Origin of the sequence: Nocardia puris (genome assembly GCF_003315035.1) — a bacterium.
In the GTDB taxonomy this organism is placed as follows: Bacteria; Actinomycetota; Actinomycetes; order Mycobacteriales; family Mycobacteriaceae; genus Nocardia; species Nocardia puris.
In genome coordinates this window covers 316,822-333,870 of sequence record NZ_QNRE01000001.1, presented here as the reverse complement: position 1 = coordinate 333,870, position 17,049 = coordinate 316,822, and the positions used below count along the sequence as shown (strand labels likewise).

Genomic DNA, 17,049 nt, shown 5'->3' with positions numbered 1-17,049 from the left:
GTCCGCCGATTGACGGTTCTTGCCCTGCGACCCCACCGGTCAACGCCGCGCTCTGCTGAGCTGGCCAGATGAGCACACACCACGCCACCGGCGGGCCGCCGGTACGGATCCGGTCACTCGCGCGGCGCGTCGTGGCGGGCGCGCTGGCGCTCTCGTCTCTCGCGCTGCTCACCGTCGCCTGTTCCGAGGAGCAGGAGACCGGCGACCGCGGCATCATCAGCTACAACGGCACCGAACCGCAGCGCCCGCTCGTCCCGGGCGACGCGACCGATCGCGACACCGTGAAGATCGTGGGCGCCCTGTTCACCGGGTTGGTCGAATACGACACCGACACGGCCGAACCGCGCAACGCCGTCGCCGAGTCGATCACCACCGCCGACTCGCGCGTCTACACGATCACCCTGCGACCGGGCTGGACCTTCCACGACGGAAGCCCCGTCACCGCAACGAGTTTCGTGGATGCGTGGAACCACACGGCCTACGGCCCCAATGCCTTGCAGGGTGGGCCGTACCTGTCGAACATCGCCGGCTACTCCGAGGTGCACGCGGGTGCCGCGACCGAGATGTCCGGCCTGCGCGTGGTCGACGACCGCACGTTCGAGGTGACGCTGTCGGCACCGCTGTCGGCGTTCCCCACCCAATTGGGGTACGCGGCGTACTTCCCGCTGCCCGCGTCGTTCTTCGCCGATCCGGACGGGTCCGCGCGCCACCCGATCGGCAACGGCCCCTTCCGTTTCGCGTCGCACGAGCCAGGCGCGAACATCGTCGTGCACCGGTACGACGAGTACGGCGGCGCGCGCAAGCCGCAGGTGGAGGGCGTCGAGTTCCGGTTCTACGCGGCGCTCGAGGACGCCTACGCCGACGTGGTGGCCGGCGCGCTGGACTACCTCGACTTCGTTCCCGCCGACGCGCTGGCGGGCGGCCGGTACAAGGCGGAACTGCCGGGGCGCAACCTGTCCCACACCTACCTGGGTGTGCAGTCGCTGTCGTTCCCGGTCTATGACTCCCGCTACGCCGATCCGCGCCTGCGACAGGCGATCTCGATGGCGATCGACCGGAAGTACGTGGTGGACAAGGCCTTCGACGGTGACAAGATCCTGGCCGACGGGCTGGTGCCCGCCAAGGTGCCCGGCCATGTCGCTAACCAGTGCGGTGACCTGTGCGTCCACGATCCCGCGCGGGCGCGGGAACTGTTCGAGGCCACGGGATTCCGAGGTCCGATCGAGCTGAGCTCCAACGACGACTCGGCCAACCAGGTCTGGATCGACGCGACCTGCGAGACCATCACGGCCGCGCTGGGCCGGGAGTGCCGCTACGCGCCCGTGCCCACCTTCGGCGAGTTCCGGGCGCGCATCAACGAGCGGACGATGACCACGGTGTTCCGGTCCGGCTGGGTGGCGGACTACCCGTCCATCGAGAACTTCCTGAACCCGGTGTTCCGCACCGGCGCGGGCGTGAACGGTACCGGCTACTCGAATCCGGAGGTCGACGCGCTGCTGGCGGCCGCCGACGCCGCACCCACCGAACGGGAAGGCTGGGCGCGGTATCAGCAGGCCGAGCGCCTGATCCTGGCCGATATGCCGGCGATCCCGCTGTGGTTCCAGAAGGTGCAGTCCGGGTGGTCCACCCGGATCACCGATGTGGCCGTCTCGCAGTTGCTGCAACTGGACCTGTTCGCGGTGCGCCTGGCGTGAGATGACCCGGGCCGGAAGGCGTTGGCGTCCAAGGGATGTCACCGCCTTTCGCGTGCCGTCAGTCGAGCGAAGTGACGCCGCCGCTGACGTGCAGGCGGTGCGGCGTGATGATCACCGCCTCGGTGAACAGGGTGCCGAACGCCTCCGGTGTGCCGAACATGGCGCCGATCCGCTCGGCGTACTTGGCGGCGTAGCGCGGCTCCTCGTGGGCGGGCGGCACGCCCTCGGCGCGGGCGGCGGTGCCCTCGACCCGCACGATGTCGCGGCCGATATCGGTGACGTCGAGCGCGAGGCTCACGCGCGGATTCGCCTCGATATTGCGCAGTTTCCGCTTGCCGGGCTGGCTGTAGAGCAGGAAGGTGCCGTCCTCGCGGGCCAGGAACCACACCGGCACGCTGGCCGGGCTCCCGTCGGGGCGCACGGTGGTGAGCCAGGCGATGAGGTTGCTGTGCAGCCGGGCCTCCACGTGGGCGCGGCGGTCTTCGGGCAGGCGCGAAAGCAGGGTCATGATCGTCCTCGGGGAGTGGGTGTGGGGGAGTGACACGCGAACGCCGTCCGCCCGGCACGGTGCGCGTGCCGGGCGGACGGGTCGAGCGTGCCGGATGATCAAGTGGCGCTGTCGTTCTCGCGCATCCCCGCGTAGGCGAACCAGGCGGCGGCCAGCCCGAGCCCGCCCAGCAGCGGCCAGATCCCGGTGCCGAGCCACTCCCACGCCAGCACGCCCAGCGTCGGGCCCAGCGCCATGCCGAGTCCGAACGTGGCCTGGTGTGTGCCGATGTAGCGGGCGCGCACGGCGGCGGGGAACGACGACGGATGCGCGAACATGGTGGGCCCGTTCACCATCACACCGAACACGAACACCACCGTGGCCAGCAGCACGGGCGCTGCGCCGAACCCGGCGAAGGCGTAGCCCGCGACACCGAGCCCCATGATCGCGGTGCCCACGGCCGCCACCAGCGGCGCCCTCAGGTGCTTGACGTAGGCGGTGATCTTCAGCTCGCACAGGATCAGCACCACCGACGCGGTGACCAGCACGGCGCTGTACAGGCCGGTGGAGAAGCCCTCGGCCGACAGGTTCAGCGGCAGCGCGACGATGTACTGCACGTAGATCACCGAACCGAGCAGGCACGAGGCCAGGAAGAACAGGTAGCGGCGGTCGCGCAGGATCACCCCGTAGCCCGCGCCCGTGGTCTCGGGCTCGTCGTCGGTATCGCGCACGGCGGTGACGTTCGGCACCAGCAGCAGCACCAGCGCGGCGTAGGCGAAGGCGGTGGCGGCGTCCAGCCACAGCAGCAGGTTCCAGTCGATGAGGATGATGCCCGCCGCCAGCAGCGGGGCCAGCGCCGCACCGGCGTTGAGCGCGATCCGCATCATGGAGAAGCCCATGACCCGGTGCTCTTCGGGCATCAGATCGCCGAGCATCAGCGCGGCCGCGGGGCGGTAGGCCTGCGTCACCAGACCGGTCGCGGCCACCGCGACCAGCAGGGGCGCGAACAGGCCCGGCGTGGCCAGGAACGGGATCGCCGTGAGCAGCAGTCCCGACCCGGTCATGGCCGTGATGATCGTCGCGCGCGGACCCAGCCGGTGGGCCAGCTCGCCGCCGAGCATGGTGCCGAAGATGGCGCCCGCGCTGTAGGCGGTGAGCGTGAGACCCGCCTGCCCGACGGAGAAGTCGCGGTGGATCAGGTAGAGGACCAGGAAGGTCTGGACGAAGGCGCCGAGCTGGTTGATCAGCACGCCCGCCAGCAGGAACAGCACCGGGCGCGGCGTCTGTCGCAGGATGGCGAGCACCCCGTCGCGCTCGTCGGTTTTCGTGGCGTTCATCGCGGGAATCCTTCGGTCTCAGCGCAGCAGCGCTTCGACGGCGCCGAAATCGAGCGCGCCGTCCAGCGCCGTGTAGGTGCCCGCGCCGAGCAGTTCCCGCGCGGCGGCCGCGGCCTGGCCGTAGGCGGCCTGCGCGAGTGCCGGGCCGAGGCTGACCCGGCGCACCCCGATCGCCGCCAGCTCGGGCACGGCGGGCGCGCCGGGGCCGACCATCACGTTCACCGGCAGCGGCGATTTGCCCACCAGATCGGCGAGGGTGTCCAGGTCGAGCAGGCCCGGCACGAACAGGCTGTCCGCGCCCGCCTCGGCGTAGGCGGCGGCCCTGGCCAGCACGTCGTCGAAGCGGCCCGCGGGCTCGCCGATGCCGAACAGGTAGACGTCGGTGCGCGCGTTGATCACCAGCGCGGGCAGCCCCGCGGCCGCAGCGGCGTCGCGCGCGGCGCGCAGGCGCGCGGCCTGGTCGCCGGGCTCGAACAGCGGCCCGCCGGGGGCGGTGGAATCCTCGAGGTTGATCCCCACCGCGCCCGCCGCGATCACGGCCGAGACCGTGGCGGCCACGTCCTGGGGAGTCGGTCCGTAACCGCCCTCGATATCGGCCGTGACGGGCACGTCCACCGCCGCGGCGATCCTGGCCACCTGGCCCGCCGCCTCGTCCCTGCTCAGCCGCTGGCCGTCGGTGCGGCCCAGCGCCCACGACACGGCCGCGCTGGTGGTGGCGATCGCGACCGCCCCGGCCTGCGCGATCACCGCCGCGCTGATCGGGTCCCAGGCGTTGGGCAGCACGAAGGTGCCCTCCGCGTGCCACGCCCGCAATGCCTCGGCCCGGTCCTGCTGGTTGTCCTGCGCCACGTCGGCTCCTCCTGAGTCGAATCCCGGATCTGTGCACGTAACTGGTCGAACGCGACGAACCTAACCCCGCGCGCCGCCTCCGGCGCCCCGTCGGCGCCGGGTGCGGACAATCGAACGTCAAAGCCGGACAACATCTTCGGGCTCACCGGCGATAACCGCGGTCGTCGAAGCCGATGGCGGCGCGCAGCGGATCGGACTCGTCGTCGGGGCCGCGCCGCAACGCGAAGCGGTCGGCCTCCTGCGCGAGCAACCGGCCCAGCAGCGGCGGCATCACGTACCGCTCCGGTTCGGTCAGCACGTGCAGCAGGCCGCCGTCGATGAGGCTGTCCATCGCGTACTCCGCCGACTCGATCGACAGGTGCAGCGTCCGCGCGAGCGTGGCCGGGGTGACCTCGCCGGCGCCGCCGGCCAGCATGTGCAGCACGTGCTTGGCCAGCGGCGGGCGCGCGAGGTAGGCGGGCAGCACCGCGTCGGCCAGGCCCACGTCGCCGATGCGCAACCAGTCGGCCACGTTCACACCCTCGCCCAGGCGCGCCGCGATCTCGGACAGCCTGCGCCCCGGCTGCGCGGCGATCTTGCGTCCGGCGATGGTGAGCGCCAGCGGCAGATGCTCGCAGAACCGGGCGATCCGCCCGGCGGCGGCCGATTCGGCCCGCACCCGGTCCTCGCCGATGAGCAGGCGCAGCAGATCCTCCGACGCCCCGGCGGGCAAGGGGCCCAACGCGATCCGGCGCACACCGTCGAGGCCGAGCAGACGGGCCCGGCTGGTGATCACGATCTGGCTGTTGAGCGAGCGCGCCAGCAGTGGACGCACCTGCGGTTCGTCGCGCACGTTGTCCAGCAGCACCACCACGCGCCGCTCGGCCAGCATGGACCGGTACAGGCCGATCCGGTGCATATCGTCGCCGGGCACCTGATCGGGCGGCACGCCCAGCGCGTGCAGGAATCCGGCCATCACCTCCATCGGCTCGGCCATCTCGCCGCGCCGGGCGGACAGGTCCGCGAACAGCTGCCCGTCCGGGAAGTCGCTGGTGAGCCGGTGCGCGAACCGCAGCGCGAACGCGGTCTTGCCGATGCCGATCGGGCCGCGCACCACGACCGGGACGCGGGAGTCGGCCATGCCCGCCGTCGCCGAGAGCGCGCTCTCGAATTCGGCCGTGCGCCCGACGAAGTCGTGCGGGCCGATCGGCAGTTGCGCGGGCCGCGGCCTGCCGGACTCGCCGGCCTCCTCGCCCGGCAGTACGGGCAGCGGTTCGGTGGGCGCGCCGTCGCCGCGCGCCACGCGCCAGCGCTGCTCCCACTCGTCGGGATCGCCGCCGCACGCCCGCGCGAAGGCCAGCGTGACGGGCAAGGTCGGCAGCCGATGGCCGCCCGCCGCGTCCGACAGGACCGACGGGGAGTACAGGGCCGCACTCGCCAGTTGCCGATAGGACGGATTGCCCGCGGCCGCGCGGAGTTTGCGTAGATCGCTCGCGAACGCGGCGACCGGACCCGATCCGGCATCGATCGGCTTCTCTCGTCTCCCCATCGGTGCTACCACTCCCTGCCTGCGTCGCGGCACACCCTGCCCCGGTGCCGCAGCCTGGTAGCCGACGACCGTGTCGGCTTCCCCCGTGACGCGCGCTTTCACGGTCGCGTCCCGGGGGACGCGGCACCGCGCGTCCGGCGAGTCCGGTTTCCCGTTCCGAGATCGTCCAATCGCCGGATGAACTAACGGCGTCGCCGTGGCGTGCACCAGGCGACGTGCCGTCCAACCCTGACTCGCGCGGTGCGGCCGGTCCGCCCGTCGCACTTGTTGTGGACTACTTGACCAAAACAATTTTGGTCATTTAAACTAAAACACATCACGGGAGGAGATCCGATATGGGATACGGACATTGGGACGATTCGGCGTACCGGGCGGGCAAGACCTACCGGGCCAGCCGGGGGATCGACGACTTCGGCTACACGGCCGATATGCGGGCGCAGCCGTACGCGAGCTGGACGGCGCATCCGGACCTGGATCCGCTCGGCGTCACGCGCGAATGCCGCGACTCCGCCGAGCACGGGGCGTCGCTGCCGATCGCGGTGCTGTTCGATGTGACCGGCTCGATGCGGCAGGTGCCGATCGTCATGCAGGACAAGCTCGGCAAACTGCACGGGCTGTTGCAGCGCAAGAAGTACGCCGACGATCCGCAGATCCTGTTCGGCGCGGTCGGCGACGCCGACACCGACCGGGTGCCGTTGCAGGTCGGGCAGTTCGAATCGGACAACCGGATGGACGAGCAGCTGCGCAACATCCTGCTGGAGGGCGGCGGTGGCGGGCAGAAGTCCGAAAGCTACGAGCTGGCGGCGTATTTCATGGCCACCCATGTCGTCACCGACGCGTGGGAGCAGCGCGGGAAGCGCGGCTACCTGTTCCTCATCGGCGACGAGCTGAACAAGCCCCGTCTGGCCTCGCGCCACATCCGCGGCATCATCGGCGATCACGTGCGCCAGGACGTGCGGGTGGAGTCGATCTACCGGGAACTCCAGCAGCGCTGGCACGTGCACTACATCCTGCCGAAGCAGTCCAGCTACTACGACGATCCGGAAATCGAGCGGCACTGGACCGCGCTGCTCGGCCAGAACTTCCTGAAGCTGGACGATCCGGCGGCCGTGTGCGAGCTCATCGCGCTCACCATCGGGCTGGGGGAGGGGCGCGTGGACCTCGACGGTGGGCTGGCCGACCTGCGCGACGTCGGCTCGGTCGCCGAGATGACCTCGGTGCGCAAGGCGCTCGGCCCGCGCCGGGCCCTGCCCAGGGGATCGAGCTGAGCGATGAGCGAACCGCACATCATCGTGGTCGATCTGGGTTTCGGTGACGCGGGGAAGGGGGCGACGGTGGACTGGCTGTGCGCGCGGCGCACGGAACGCGGGGTGTCCGCCGTCGTCCGCTTCAACGGAGGTGCGCAGGCCGCGCACAACGTCGTGACCGGCGGTCGGCACCATACGTTTTCACAGTTCGGGTCGGGGACCTTCGCGGGCGTGCCGACCCTGCTGTCGCGGCACATGCTGGTGGAACCGATCGCGCTGGCCTCGGAGGCGGAGCGCTTGGCCGCACGTGGCGTGCGTGATCCGTTGTCGCTGATACGAATCGACGAGCGGGCGTTGCTCACCACACCGATCCACATCGCGGCCAACCGGGCGCGCGAGGACGCGCGCGGGGACCGCAGGCACGGGTCGTGCGGACGGGGAATCGGGGAAACCGCCTCGTACGCCTTGGAATTGGACGCGCCCACCGTGGGCGACTGCCGGAATCCGAGAGTGCTGCGGGCGAAATTGCGTTCGCTGGCGGCGCATTACGGTGCGCTGATCGCGCCGAGTGAGCACCGGTACGAGCCGATCGACGACCTGGTCGACATGTATCGCGAGTTCGCCGCGGCGGTGCGGATCGTGGGCGAGGGGGAGTTGGCGGTGCTCGCGCGGCGCGGGCGGTTGGTGTTCGAGGGCGCGCAGGGCGCCCTGCTGGACGAGTGGCGAGGATTCCACCCGCACACCACCTGGTCGACGGTCGAGCCGCGCCACGCGCGGGCGATGCTGGCCGAGATCGGCGCCACCGCGTACACGCTCGGCGTGACCAGGACCTACCAGACCCGCCACGGCGCGGGCCCGCTGCCCACCGAGGACGCCGCGCTGGATATTCCCGAGCCGCACAACACGTTCGGGCGCTACCAGGGCGGGTTCCGGCTCGGGCACCTGGACCCGATCCTGTTGCGCTACGCCGTCGCGGCGTGCGGCGGGATCGACGGGTTGGCCGTCAACCACCTCGACGCCGCCGGAACAGGCTGGGCGGCAAGCGGTTACCTGACCGACGGCGGTGTGGTGACGGACCTGCCGCTCAGCCGGTGGCAGGATCTCGACCATCAGCGCCGGCTGACCGAGCTGCTGTCCACCGCCGAGCCGGTGCTCACCGAACTACCGGCCGACCGGATCTCGTGGTTCGAGCGCACGCTCGGCGCGCCGGTGGTGCTCACCGCCGGCGGTCCCGACCGCGCGGATCGCACCCCGGCTCGCGCGGAGGCCGCCGCCTGAGGAGGATGGGCGGTCGTGGATCAATCCGTTGTCTCGGTCGACGTGGTGGCGCTGCGGTTCTGGGCGGACGACGCCGGCGTCACCCTCGGCGTCGCGCCCCGCGCCCACGAACCCTTCACCGGCGAACTCGCCCTGCCCGGCGTGCTGCTCGGGCGCGGCGAGCGGCTGGCGGTGGCCGCTCGCCGCGCCGTGCACACGAAACTCGGGGTGCCGGAGGCGGCGATCGGCGCGGTCGGTCAGCTGATCACCTTCGACGAACCCAACCGCGATCCCCGCGGCCCCACCCTCTCCCTCGCGATGTGGGCGGTCGTCGCCCCGCACGAGGGTCCCGCCGACTGGGTGCCGTTCGACGAGGTGCCCGCGCTGGCGTTCGACCACAACCGCATCCTCGAGGTCGCCCGCGGCTTGCTGGCCCGGCTGCTGTGGAAGGACGTGGCCTTCACCCGCGCCCTGCTCGGACCCGAATTCCCCGCCACCCGCGCCGTCGACCTGGCCGCCTCGCTGCTCGGCACGCGCCCCGACCCCGCCAACCTGAACCGCACCCTCGCCGCCGTGCCCGGCCTGCACCGCACCGAAGAGCGCCGCCGTACCCGGGCCACCGGCCGTCCCGCCGCCGTCTGGGCGTTCGAGCCGGGAGAGTAGGCACACACCTGCCGCCGAGTGCTCGCGTCACCTCTTCGGCTGTGCCCCTGAGCGACCGACCTCGCTGTCCGGTCTCGACGTGGTCCGCGCCCGAGGCGAGGCCCGTCCGGCGCGTTCGACTCGTCCGAAGTGAATGGGTGGGTCCGACGGGGCGCGCCGCTCTATTCTCGAGCGGTGGGGAGACCATGCGATATCTGCGCCAAGCATCGGGGTGAGGGTCCACTGGTGGGGCCGGTGCTGTTCGAGGACGACCTCGTGGTCGTCACGCACCGTCCGCTGTCGGAGGGCCGGCTGCCCGGCTATCTGTTCGTGGAACCCCGTCGGCACACCACCGGCGGCTTCCCCGATCTGACCGATGCCGAGGGCGCCGCGATCGGGCAGGCGGCGGCGCGCGCCGCGCGCGTCCTGCGCCGCGAACTCGCGCCCCGGTACGTGTTCTCCAAGATCACCGGCATCACCTGGGAGCACTTCCACCAGCACGTTTTCGCCCGGGACCACGACACCCCGGACGACGTGCCGTGGCACTCGCCGGACTTGTGGGCCGACGCCCCGCCCTTCGATACGGATGCGCTCGAGCGCCTGTGCGCTCGCCTCAGGGAGCGGTTCTCGGACCCGGCCCCGATATCCCCGCCGAGGTGAGGGCGTCCGGCATCCGCATCGTCGAGGCCGCTGCGCACTCCCGCGCCGGCCACGGGACGGGCACGGTTCGGCCCGCTTCTTCCGCGCGTCGGACGGCGTGTCGCCCGGGGGACTAAAGTTGTGGTCTGGGCGGTTGCAGCGGTCGGTTAGGGTGTTCCGATCGCGGCGTGGAGAGGTGGTGGCATGACTCAGCACTCGGTCGAGGCGAATGTCGAGCAATCGGCGGGTACCGCCTCGAAGGCGAACGGCACGGCGCCCACCTCGGTGAGTTCGCCCGCGCCCAAGGTGACGCCGAACACCATGCCGCAGCGCCAGCCCGGCGCCACGGCGGCCGTGCCCACCTCGGCCTCGCGCCGCGTGCGCGCCCGCCTGGCCCGCCGGATGACCGGTCAGCGCGGCATCGCGGCGGTCAAGCCGGTGCTCGAGCCGCTGGCCACCGTGCACCGTGAGCTGTACCCGAAGGCCAACCTGAACCTGCTCCAGCGGGCCTTCGACGTGGCCGACGAGCGCCACGCCCACCAGTTCCGCAAGTCGGGCGACCCCTACATCACCCACCCGCTGGCCGTCGCGAACATCCTCGCCGAACTCGGTATGGACACCACCACGCTGGTGGCCGCCCTGCTGCACGACACCGTCGAGGACACCGGCTACTCCGTGGAGCAGCTCACCGCCGACTTCGGCGAAGAGGTCGCCCACCTGGTCGACGGCGTCACCAAGCTGGACAAGGTCAACCTGGGCGCCGCCGCCGAGGCCGAGACCATCCGCAAGATGATCATCGCGATGGCCCGCGATCCGCGCGTGCTGGTGATCAAGGTGGCCGACCGCCTGCACAACATGCGCACCATGCGCTTCCTGCCGCCGGAGAAGCAGGCCAAGAAGGCCAAGGAAACCCTCGAGGTCATCGCCCCGCTGGCCCACCGCCTCGGCATGGCCACGGTCAAATGGGAGCTCGAGGACCTCGCGTTCGCGATCCTGCACCCCAAGAAGTACGACGAGATCGTGCGCCTGGTGGCCGACCGCGCGCCCTCGCGCGACACCTACCTGGCCAAGGTGCGCGCCGAGATCGTCAACACGCTGGCCGCGTCCCGCATCAACGCGATCGTCGAGGGCCGCCCGAAGCACTACTGGTCGATCTACCAGAAGATGATCGTCAAAGGTAAGGACTTCGACGACATCCACGACCTGGTCGGCATCCGCATCCTGTGCGACGAGGTGCGCGACTGCTACGCCGCGGTCGGCGTGGTGCACTCGCTGTGGCAGCCGATGGCGGGCCGGTTCAAGGACTACATCGCCCAGCCGCGCTACGGCGTCTACCAGTCGCTGCACACCACCGTCGTCGGGCCCGACGGCAAGCCGCTGGAAGTGCAGATCCGCACCCAGGATATGCACCGGACGGCGGAGTTCGGCATCGCCGCGCACTGGCGCTACAAGGAGACCAAGGGCAGGCACTCCGGCGACTCCGCCGAGGTCGACGACATGGCCTGGATGCGCCAGCTGCTCGACTGGCAGCGGGAGGCCGCCGATCCGGCCGAGTTCCTGGAGTCGCTGCGCTTCGACCTGAAGTCGCCGGAGATCTTCGTGTTCACGCCGAAGGGCGATGTGATCACGCTGCCGCAGAAGTCCACGCCGGTCGACTTCGCCTACGCCGTGCACACCGAGGTGGGCCACCGCTGCATCGGCGCGCGCGTGAACGGCCGGTTGGTCGCGCTGGAGCGCCAGCTCGAAAACGGTGAAGTGGTCGAGGTTTTCACCTCCAAGGCGCAGAACGCGGGCCCCAGCCGCGACTGGCAGAACTTCGTCGTCTCCCCGCGCGCCAAGGCCAAGATCCGGCAGTGGTTCGCCAAGGAGCGCCGCGAGGAGGCGCTCGAGAGCGGCAAGGAGCAGATCTCCAAGGAGGTCCGCCGCGTCGGGCTGCCGCTGCAACGCCTGATGAGCGTGGACGCGATGACGGCGGTCGCGCACGAACTGCACTACTCCGACATCTCCACGCTCTACACCGCCGTCGGCGAGCACCAGGTCTCCGCGCACCACGTGGTGCAGCGGCTCATGGCCCAGCTCGGCGGCATCGGCGACGTGGAGAACGAGCTCGCCGAGCGGTCCACGCCGTCCACCACGCCGAGCCGTCAGCGCGTCACGGGCGACGCGGGCGTGCTCATTCCCGGCGCGCCGGGCACGGTGGCCAAGCTGGCCAAGTGCTGCACCCCGGTGCCGGGCGACGAGATCCTGGGCTTCGTGACCCGCGGCGGCGCGGTGAGCGTGCACCGCACCGACTGCACCAACGCCGGGTCGTTGCAGGAACAGGCCGAGCGGATCATCGACGTGGAGTGGGCGCCCTCACCCTCGTCGGTGTTCCTGGTGGCCATCCAGATCGAGGCGCTGGACCGCACCAGGTTGCTGTCCGACGTGACCAAGGTGCTGGCCGACGAGAAGGTGAACATCCTGTCCGCGTCGGTCACCACGCACGGCGACCGCGTGGCGATCAGCAAATTCACCTTCGAGATGGGCGATCCGAAGCACCTCGGGCACCTGCTGAACGTGGTGCGCAACGTGGAGGGCGTGTACGACGTCTACCGCGTGACGTCGGCTACCTGATCCGGGCGCGCAATGCCCGCCCGGTGCGGCTCGCGGGGTGAGCGCGCCGGTCACGTTCCCGCCGTGCGCGTCTCGGCATCGCGGGCCCCGATGGTGTTGTGCCACCGTCGATTCGGGGTGTCTCGCGGCCTGGTGTGACGAACCCGGACAGCGTCGCCTGACGCGGCTGACTTCCTATCGTGCGGTCAGTTGTCCGGGACCATGTCAGTACGTCCACATCGTGGGATAGCGGTCTCATCCGTGTGCGATCGGGTCTACCATCGCAAGGTGCTTCCGGGTCGGGTGCCCACCGGTCGAGTCGCCGGCGGGCCGCAGGTTTGCCGACCACACTCCGGCCACTCTGGCAAATATTTGGCGAATTTCGGTCTCCCCGTGGCACTCTCGCGTGCGCCGATCGGAAACTTGCCGGGTCGAGTTCCGGGTCACGCCCGGATATATCGGGTAGGCTGCCACCTTTCGCGGAAAGTTTTCGCAGGTGCGACAGTAATAGCCGGAATCTGTTACGGTCTATTGCGTTTCATGGCGTTGAGGGTAGTCGCGGCAACGGGAACTGATTGCGGATCGCTATGACTGATCATTCGGTACGACTCGCGGGACTGGTGGCAGCGACCACCGTCGCCGTCGCCACCGCGACGGCCGGTTCCGCGTACGCCGATCCGCCGGATTCCGCGAGCCCGACCCTGCCGGTCGCCGGCTGTCCCGCCCTGTACGCCTTGGGTATTCAGGGCACGGGGGAATCCTCGCCCGACGCGGCGCCCACCACCGACACCGGCATGCTCTCCACCGTCTTCATGCCGCTGCTGGCCAGGGCCGCCGACCCGAGCCTGGTGGCGCGCGCGTACGTGCCCTACGAATCCGGATTCGGCGGCTTCACCGGCGGCGCCCCGGTGCCCTACGCGGAGTCCGTGCAAGGCGGGTTGACCAGGCTGCGGGACATGGCGCGCGACGTCGCCGCCCGCTGCGCCGACACCCGGTTCGCGATCGTCGGCTACTCGCAGGGCGCGCACGTGGCGTCCCTGTTCGCGCAGGAGATCGGCCAGGGCCGCGGCGTGCTGCCCGCCGAGAAGGTCGCGGCCGTCGCCTTGTTCGCCGATCCCACCCGCAACCCCGGAGCGCCCCTGTTCCCCGGTTCGCCCGGAAAGCACACCCCCGATCCCGCGCCGGGCACGGCGGGCGAGCGCGTCGCCACCATCGCGGCGCTGCCGCAGACGCCGGTCAGCGGCGGCGGCATCGCCCCCGACCGCGATGTCGCGCCCAACTTCGCCGCGCTCACCGGCCGCGTCGCGAGCTTCTGCGCCGCGGGCGATCTCGCGTGCGACGCACCGGAAGGCGCGCCCATCCTCAAGGCCGTGGCCGGCGTCGCGGGCCAGGCGAAGGTCAGCGGCGGCGATCCGATCGCCTCGCTCACCTCCATCGCGCAGGCGCTGGCGTACACCTCGATCAAGACCGCGAGCGCCGTCGTGAACAACGACGTGCAGGGCTCCACGATCGCGAATCTGTCGCTCTCGCCGCAGAAGTCGATCTCGCAGCGCCTCGCCGAGGCCTCCGATCCGCGCACCCCGCTGGACCTGAACGCCGCCTTCCGCGCCGTGCTCAAAGTCGGGGTGATCGGGCTCAACGCGGTCACCACGGTGGTGCGCTCGGTCCTCAACCCGGCGGCCATCTCGGAGCTGGCCACCGCGGGCCTGACCAACCCGGCCGCGGGACTGTTCCTGCTCGGCGCGCGGCTCATCGACGCCACGACGCAGCTCGTGCCCCCCACCACGGTGTCCCGCCTGGTGAACCAGGCGTACCAGGCCGTGGTACAGAACATCACCGACAATCGCGAACTCCTGGACCTCACCACCTGGGTGCGGTACTGGGACACGGTGCAGCGCCACGGCGCGTACAGCACCGCGGCGGTGGCCGCCAACGGAGACGCGCCGACCCGCTTCGTGGCCGATTGGTTCGCGGCACTGGCCCGCGACCTGGCCGACCGCTTCGGCGGCGGCGCCGCACCGCAGGGGCGGCTCCCCGCGCCGCCCACCGGATTCTCAGGGGGCGGTTCCGGCGCGTCGGCTACGCCGAATTCGTCCGGTACGGGACAATTTCCGTTCGGGACAGGAGCCGATGGCGCCTCATCCGGGGGCGTGACCTCGATTCCGCCCACCGAGCGACCCGGCACCGACGCCAACGCCTACCCGTTCTCCACGAACTGATCGCCGAGAGGTCCGACGATGCGATATCACGTGCTCTCTGCGGGAATGGGGGAATGTTGAAGTCGTACAAAAACCTGTCGCGATGGTACGACGCCCTCGAGCCCGACACGGGCGCGCCGACCGCACCGCAGCAGGATCAGGCGCGCCTGGACGACCCCGAGGACGAGGGCCCGGCACGGTATCCGCACTACATTCGCGAGACCGAGGTCGACCCCGAGGAAGCCCGCGCCCGCAACGAGATCCCCGCGGATCTGCCCACCCGGCGCAGCGAGTTCACCGGCGGCTGGTCGGACTGGGTCGCCGACCGCGCGCCCGGCCCCGACGACGACTACACCCCGCGCGACGGCGCGGTCGTGCACTTCCCGTGGCCGGAGGACGACGACTACGACGACGAACCCCTGCGCGAGCGCGAGCCGCAGCCCCGGTCGCTGCGTGAGCATCCCGCCTCGCGGCGCGGGCGCGTGGTGGTCGTGCTGATCGTCGCGATCGTGCTGCTGGCCCTGGCCGCCGCGGGCGCGCTGTACCTGGTGCAGTCCTCGGGCCAGCGGGCGGCCACCGCGCCCATGACGCCGCCGATGCAGTTCACCGCGGGCAGCGCGCAGGCGGGCATCACCTCCGGCTGCCAGGCGGAGCGGAGGGACCGGATCGTGCGCAGCGCCGAATCCGGCGGCACCCACTCCGGCCCCGACGCCATCCTGGCCTTCCAGTACGCCTACTACGTCGAGCGTTCCGGCGAGCGGGCCAGGGCGGTGGTCGCGCCGGACGCGCCCATCTCGCCCGCGCCGCTCATCCAGCGCGGCATCGACAGCGTCCCCGCGGGCACCACGCACTGCGTGCGCATCGCGACGGTGGGCGAGCACACGTACTCGGTGGAGGTCACCGAGTACCGGCCGGGCGGCGCGCCGGCCACGTACAACAAGCAGACGGTCACCACCGCGGTGATCGGCGGCCGCACCCTGATCACGGGCATCACGGCCGGATGAAAGAGAGCTGAGAACGATGGGAGAGGACTGGAGCCGCTGGCTCGACGAGGCCGCCGAGGGCGCCCCGCCGGGACGCCAGGCGCGCGCCAAGGCTCCGGTGGTACGACTGCGGCGCGGCAAGCGCGGCGACGACGGCGGGGACGGCGGGGACGGCGATCCAGGGCAGCGCCCGATCCTGGTGGTGGGCGGCTGCGGCGGCGCGGGCACCACCACCACGGCGCTGGGCATCGCGGGGGAACTGGGCGCGGCGGGCACGCCGACCGTGGCGGTGGACGCGACGGCCGCGGGCAGCGATCTGGCGCTGCGCGGCGCCGACGAGCACCTGCACCCGATCAGCCTGCAATCCTGGCTGTACGGGCGCGGCGACGACGAACCGGCGCCGCTCAAGGAATGCCTGTCGCGCGCCACCTCGGGCATCGGCCTGCTGTGGCGCGACGAGACGCCGCTGCGCAGGCGCGCCACCTACCTCACGGTCGCGCGCGCCGTGGAGGTCGCGGGCTTCACCGCCGTATACGACGGCGGCAGCCCGATCGCGGGCCGCCAGTTGCGCCCGCTGCTCGACGACGCCGATGTCGCGCTCATCCTCGCGATCCCGTCGCGCCCCGACGCGGCGAACCGGCTGCGCGTCACGCTGGAGTGGCTCGACGACCAGTTCGGCGAGTCGAGCGAGGGGCAGGGCAACGGCATCGTCGGCGATGCCACCATCGTCGTCTCGCACCAGCAGCCGGGCGGCGATTCCCGGGTTGCCGACCATTTGCGCGAACACCTGTCGGGCTGGGTCCGCGATATCGCCGAGGTGCCCTACGACCCGCACCTGGCGCGCGGTGAACTCGTCCGGCACACCGCGCTCGCGCCCGAGACACGCAGGGCTTATGGGCGACTGCTCGCCGGAGTGGCATCATGACGGCCGCCATGAGGATTCGCCGCAAACTCGCCCCGCGCCCGGCGGGCGTCGTCGCCCCGCCGGAGTCGCGCCGTGCCCCGGTGTGGGACCGTCCGGTGCCCGGCATCGGCCGCGCGCCGCTGCTGTGGCTGCTGGGTGTGCACGGCGGTTCCGGAGCCACTACGCTCGCGCATGTGCTTGCGCCCGCGGCGGATTCGAGCCGCCGCTGGCCCGGCGTCTTCGAGCGCGAATCGCCCTTCGTCGTCCTCGTCGCCCGGGAGACCATCGCCGGGCTCACCCGCGCGCACGACCTGTTGCGCCAGCACCACTTCGGCTTCGGCGGCCCCTCGGAAGTGCTCGGCCTGATCACCGTGGCCGCCCGGCCCGGCAAGATGCCCGCCGAGATCCGCCGCTACCGCGAGGTGGTCGGCTCGCTGGCGGGTCCGCTGTGGCAGGTGCCCTGGTACGAGGAATGGACGCTGGTCGAGCCGGAACAGCTGCCGGTGTGGACGCCGGGCGATCCGGTCCCCGAGCGCAAACGCCGCGTCGACCCGCTCACCGAGGTGCCGCCCGAGGTCCGCGAACTGGGCGCCGACATCGTCGCGACCGTTCGTGAGAAGCTCGACGGCGCAGCGGATTTCGACGACGAGCAGGAGGCGCACCTGTGATCGTTCGCGTCGCCGGAACACATC

General features: G+C 71.3%; 14 protein-coding genes. 10 read left to right on the top strand and 4 right to left on the bottom strand.

Features of this window, described 5'->3' with window-relative positions:
* Positions 1-68: 68 nt before the first annotated feature.
* Positions 69-1,694, top strand: a complete 1,626-nt coding sequence (locus DFR74_RS01500; protein WP_084537348.1) for a peptide ABC transporter substrate-binding protein — start codon at positions 69-71, stop codon at positions 1,692-1,694.
* A 58-nt stretch (positions 1,695-1,752) separates the two neighbouring features.
* On the opposite strand, the gene DFR74_RS01495 is transcribed toward DFR74_RS01500, so the two are convergent.
* The 4 genes from DFR74_RS01495 to DFR74_RS01480 form a co-directional block, all read right to left on the bottom strand.
* On the bottom strand, positions 1,753-2,202 hold the full coding sequence (locus DFR74_RS01495; RefSeq protein WP_067504047.1) for a TIGR03667 family PPOX class F420-dependent oxidoreductase: 450 nt from the start codon (positions 2,200-2,202) through the stop codon (positions 1,753-1,755).
* A gap of 98 nt (positions 2,203-2,300) precedes the next feature.
* On the bottom strand, positions 2,301-3,518 hold the full coding sequence (locus DFR74_RS01490; RefSeq protein WP_067504044.1) for an MFS transporter: 1,218 nt from the start codon (positions 3,516-3,518) through the stop codon (positions 2,301-2,303).
* A gap of 18 nt (positions 3,519-3,536) precedes the next feature.
* Entirely contained in the window at positions 3,537-4,367 is an 831-nt protein-coding gene (locus DFR74_RS01485; RefSeq protein WP_067504043.1) for an isocitrate lyase/PEP mutase family protein, read from the bottom strand.
* Positions 4,368-4,509: 142 nt separating this feature from the next.
* Positions 4,510-5,895 (bottom strand): helix-turn-helix domain-containing protein, encoded by a 1,386-nt coding sequence (locus DFR74_RS01480; RefSeq protein ID WP_067504040.1) that lies wholly within the window; start codon positions 5,893-5,895, stop codon positions 4,510-4,512.
* A gap of 335 nt (positions 5,896-6,230) precedes the next feature.
* Here DFR74_RS01480 and DFR74_RS01475 point away from each other — a divergent pair, with 335 nt between their 5' ends.
* From DFR74_RS01475 to DFR74_RS01435, 9 genes are all read left to right on the top strand, one after another.
* The gene (locus DFR74_RS01475) at positions 6,231-7,163 is read left to right on the top strand and encodes a hypothetical protein (protein ID WP_067504038.1); all 933 of its coding nucleotides are present in this window, start codon (positions 6,231-6,233) and stop codon (positions 7,161-7,163) included.
* A 3-nt stretch (positions 7,164-7,166) separates the two neighbouring features.
* Positions 7,167-8,420, top strand: a complete 1,254-nt coding sequence (locus tag DFR74_RS01470; protein ID WP_067504036.1) for an adenylosuccinate synthetase — start codon at positions 7,167-7,169, stop codon at positions 8,418-8,420.
* A gap of 15 nt (positions 8,421-8,435) precedes the next feature.
* Positions 8,436-9,062, top strand: a complete 627-nt coding sequence (locus DFR74_RS01465; protein WP_067504033.1) for an NUDIX hydrolase — start codon at positions 8,436-8,438, stop codon at positions 9,060-9,062.
* A gap of 174 nt (positions 9,063-9,236) precedes the next feature.
* The gene (locus DFR74_RS01460) at positions 9,237-9,701 is read left to right on the top strand and encodes a histidine triad (HIT) protein (RefSeq protein ID WP_113974909.1); all 465 of its coding nucleotides are present in this window, start codon (positions 9,237-9,239) and stop codon (positions 9,699-9,701) included.
* A 300-nt stretch (positions 9,702-10,001) separates the two neighbouring features.
* Positions 10,002-12,293: a RelA/SpoT family protein gene (locus tag DFR74_RS01455; protein ID WP_228791165.1), complete on the top strand. Its 2,292-nt coding sequence runs from the start codon at positions 10,002-10,004 to the stop codon at positions 12,291-12,293.
* A 566-nt stretch (positions 12,294-12,859) separates the two neighbouring features.
* Positions 12,860-14,491 (top strand): cutinase family protein, encoded by a 1,632-nt coding sequence (locus DFR74_RS01450; protein WP_067504021.1) that lies wholly within the window; start codon positions 12,860-12,862, stop codon positions 14,489-14,491.
* A 53-nt stretch (positions 14,492-14,544) separates the two neighbouring features.
* On the top strand, positions 14,545-15,474 hold the full coding sequence (locus DFR74_RS01445) for a hypothetical protein (RefSeq protein WP_067504018.1): 930 nt from the start codon (positions 14,545-14,547) through the stop codon (positions 15,472-15,474).
* 16 nt (positions 15,475-15,490) lie between these two features.
* Positions 15,491-16,378, top strand: a complete 888-nt coding sequence (locus tag DFR74_RS01440) for a MinD/ParA family ATP-binding protein (protein WP_067504015.1) — start codon at positions 15,491-15,493, stop codon at positions 16,376-16,378.
* Positions 16,375-17,025 carry a hypothetical protein gene (locus DFR74_RS01435; RefSeq protein ID WP_067504013.1) on the top strand — a complete coding sequence of 217 codons (651 nt, stop codon included), beginning with the start codon at positions 16,375-16,377 and terminating at the stop codon, positions 17,023-17,025. The genes DFR74_RS01440 and DFR74_RS01435 overlap by 4 nt, the downstream gene beginning before the upstream one ends.
* Positions 17,026-17,049: the final 24 nt, after the last annotated feature.

Coding starts and splice junctions, on each gene's coding strand:
- DFR74_RS01500 (WP_084537348.1), top strand. CDS start 69: ATGAGCACACACCACGCCACCGGCGGGCCGCCGGTACGGATCCGGTCA.
- DFR74_RS01495 (WP_067504047.1), bottom strand. CDS start 2,202: ATGACCCTGCTTTCGCGCCTGCCCGAAGACCGCCGCGCCCACGTGGAG.
- DFR74_RS01490 (WP_067504044.1), bottom strand. CDS start 3,518: ATGAACGCCACGAAAACCGACGAGCGCGACGGGGTGCTCGCCATCCTG.
- DFR74_RS01480 (WP_067504040.1), bottom strand. CDS start 5,895: ATGGGGAGACGAGAGAAGCCGATCGATGCCGGATCGGGTCCGGTCGCC.
- DFR74_RS01475 (WP_067504038.1), top strand. CDS start 6,231: ATGGGATACGGACATTGGGACGATTCGGCGTACCGGGCGGGCAAGACC.
- DFR74_RS01470 (WP_067504036.1), top strand. CDS start 7,167: ATGAGCGAACCGCACATCATCGTGGTCGATCTGGGTTTCGGTGACGCG.
- DFR74_RS01455 (WP_228791165.1), top strand. CDS start 10,002: ATGCCGCAGCGCCAGCCCGGCGCCACGGCGGCCGTGCCCACCTCGGCC.
- DFR74_RS01450 (WP_067504021.1), top strand. CDS start 12,860: ATGACTGATCATTCGGTACGACTCGCGGGACTGGTGGCAGCGACCACC.
- DFR74_RS01445 (WP_067504018.1), top strand. CDS start 14,545: ATGTTGAAGTCGTACAAAAACCTGTCGCGATGGTACGACGCCCTCGAG.
- DFR74_RS01440 (WP_067504015.1), top strand. CDS start 15,491: ATGGGAGAGGACTGGAGCCGCTGGCTCGACGAGGCCGCCGAGGGCGCC.
- DFR74_RS01435 (WP_067504013.1), top strand. CDS start 16,375: ATGACGGCCGCCATGAGGATTCGCCGCAAACTCGCCCCGCGCCCGGCG.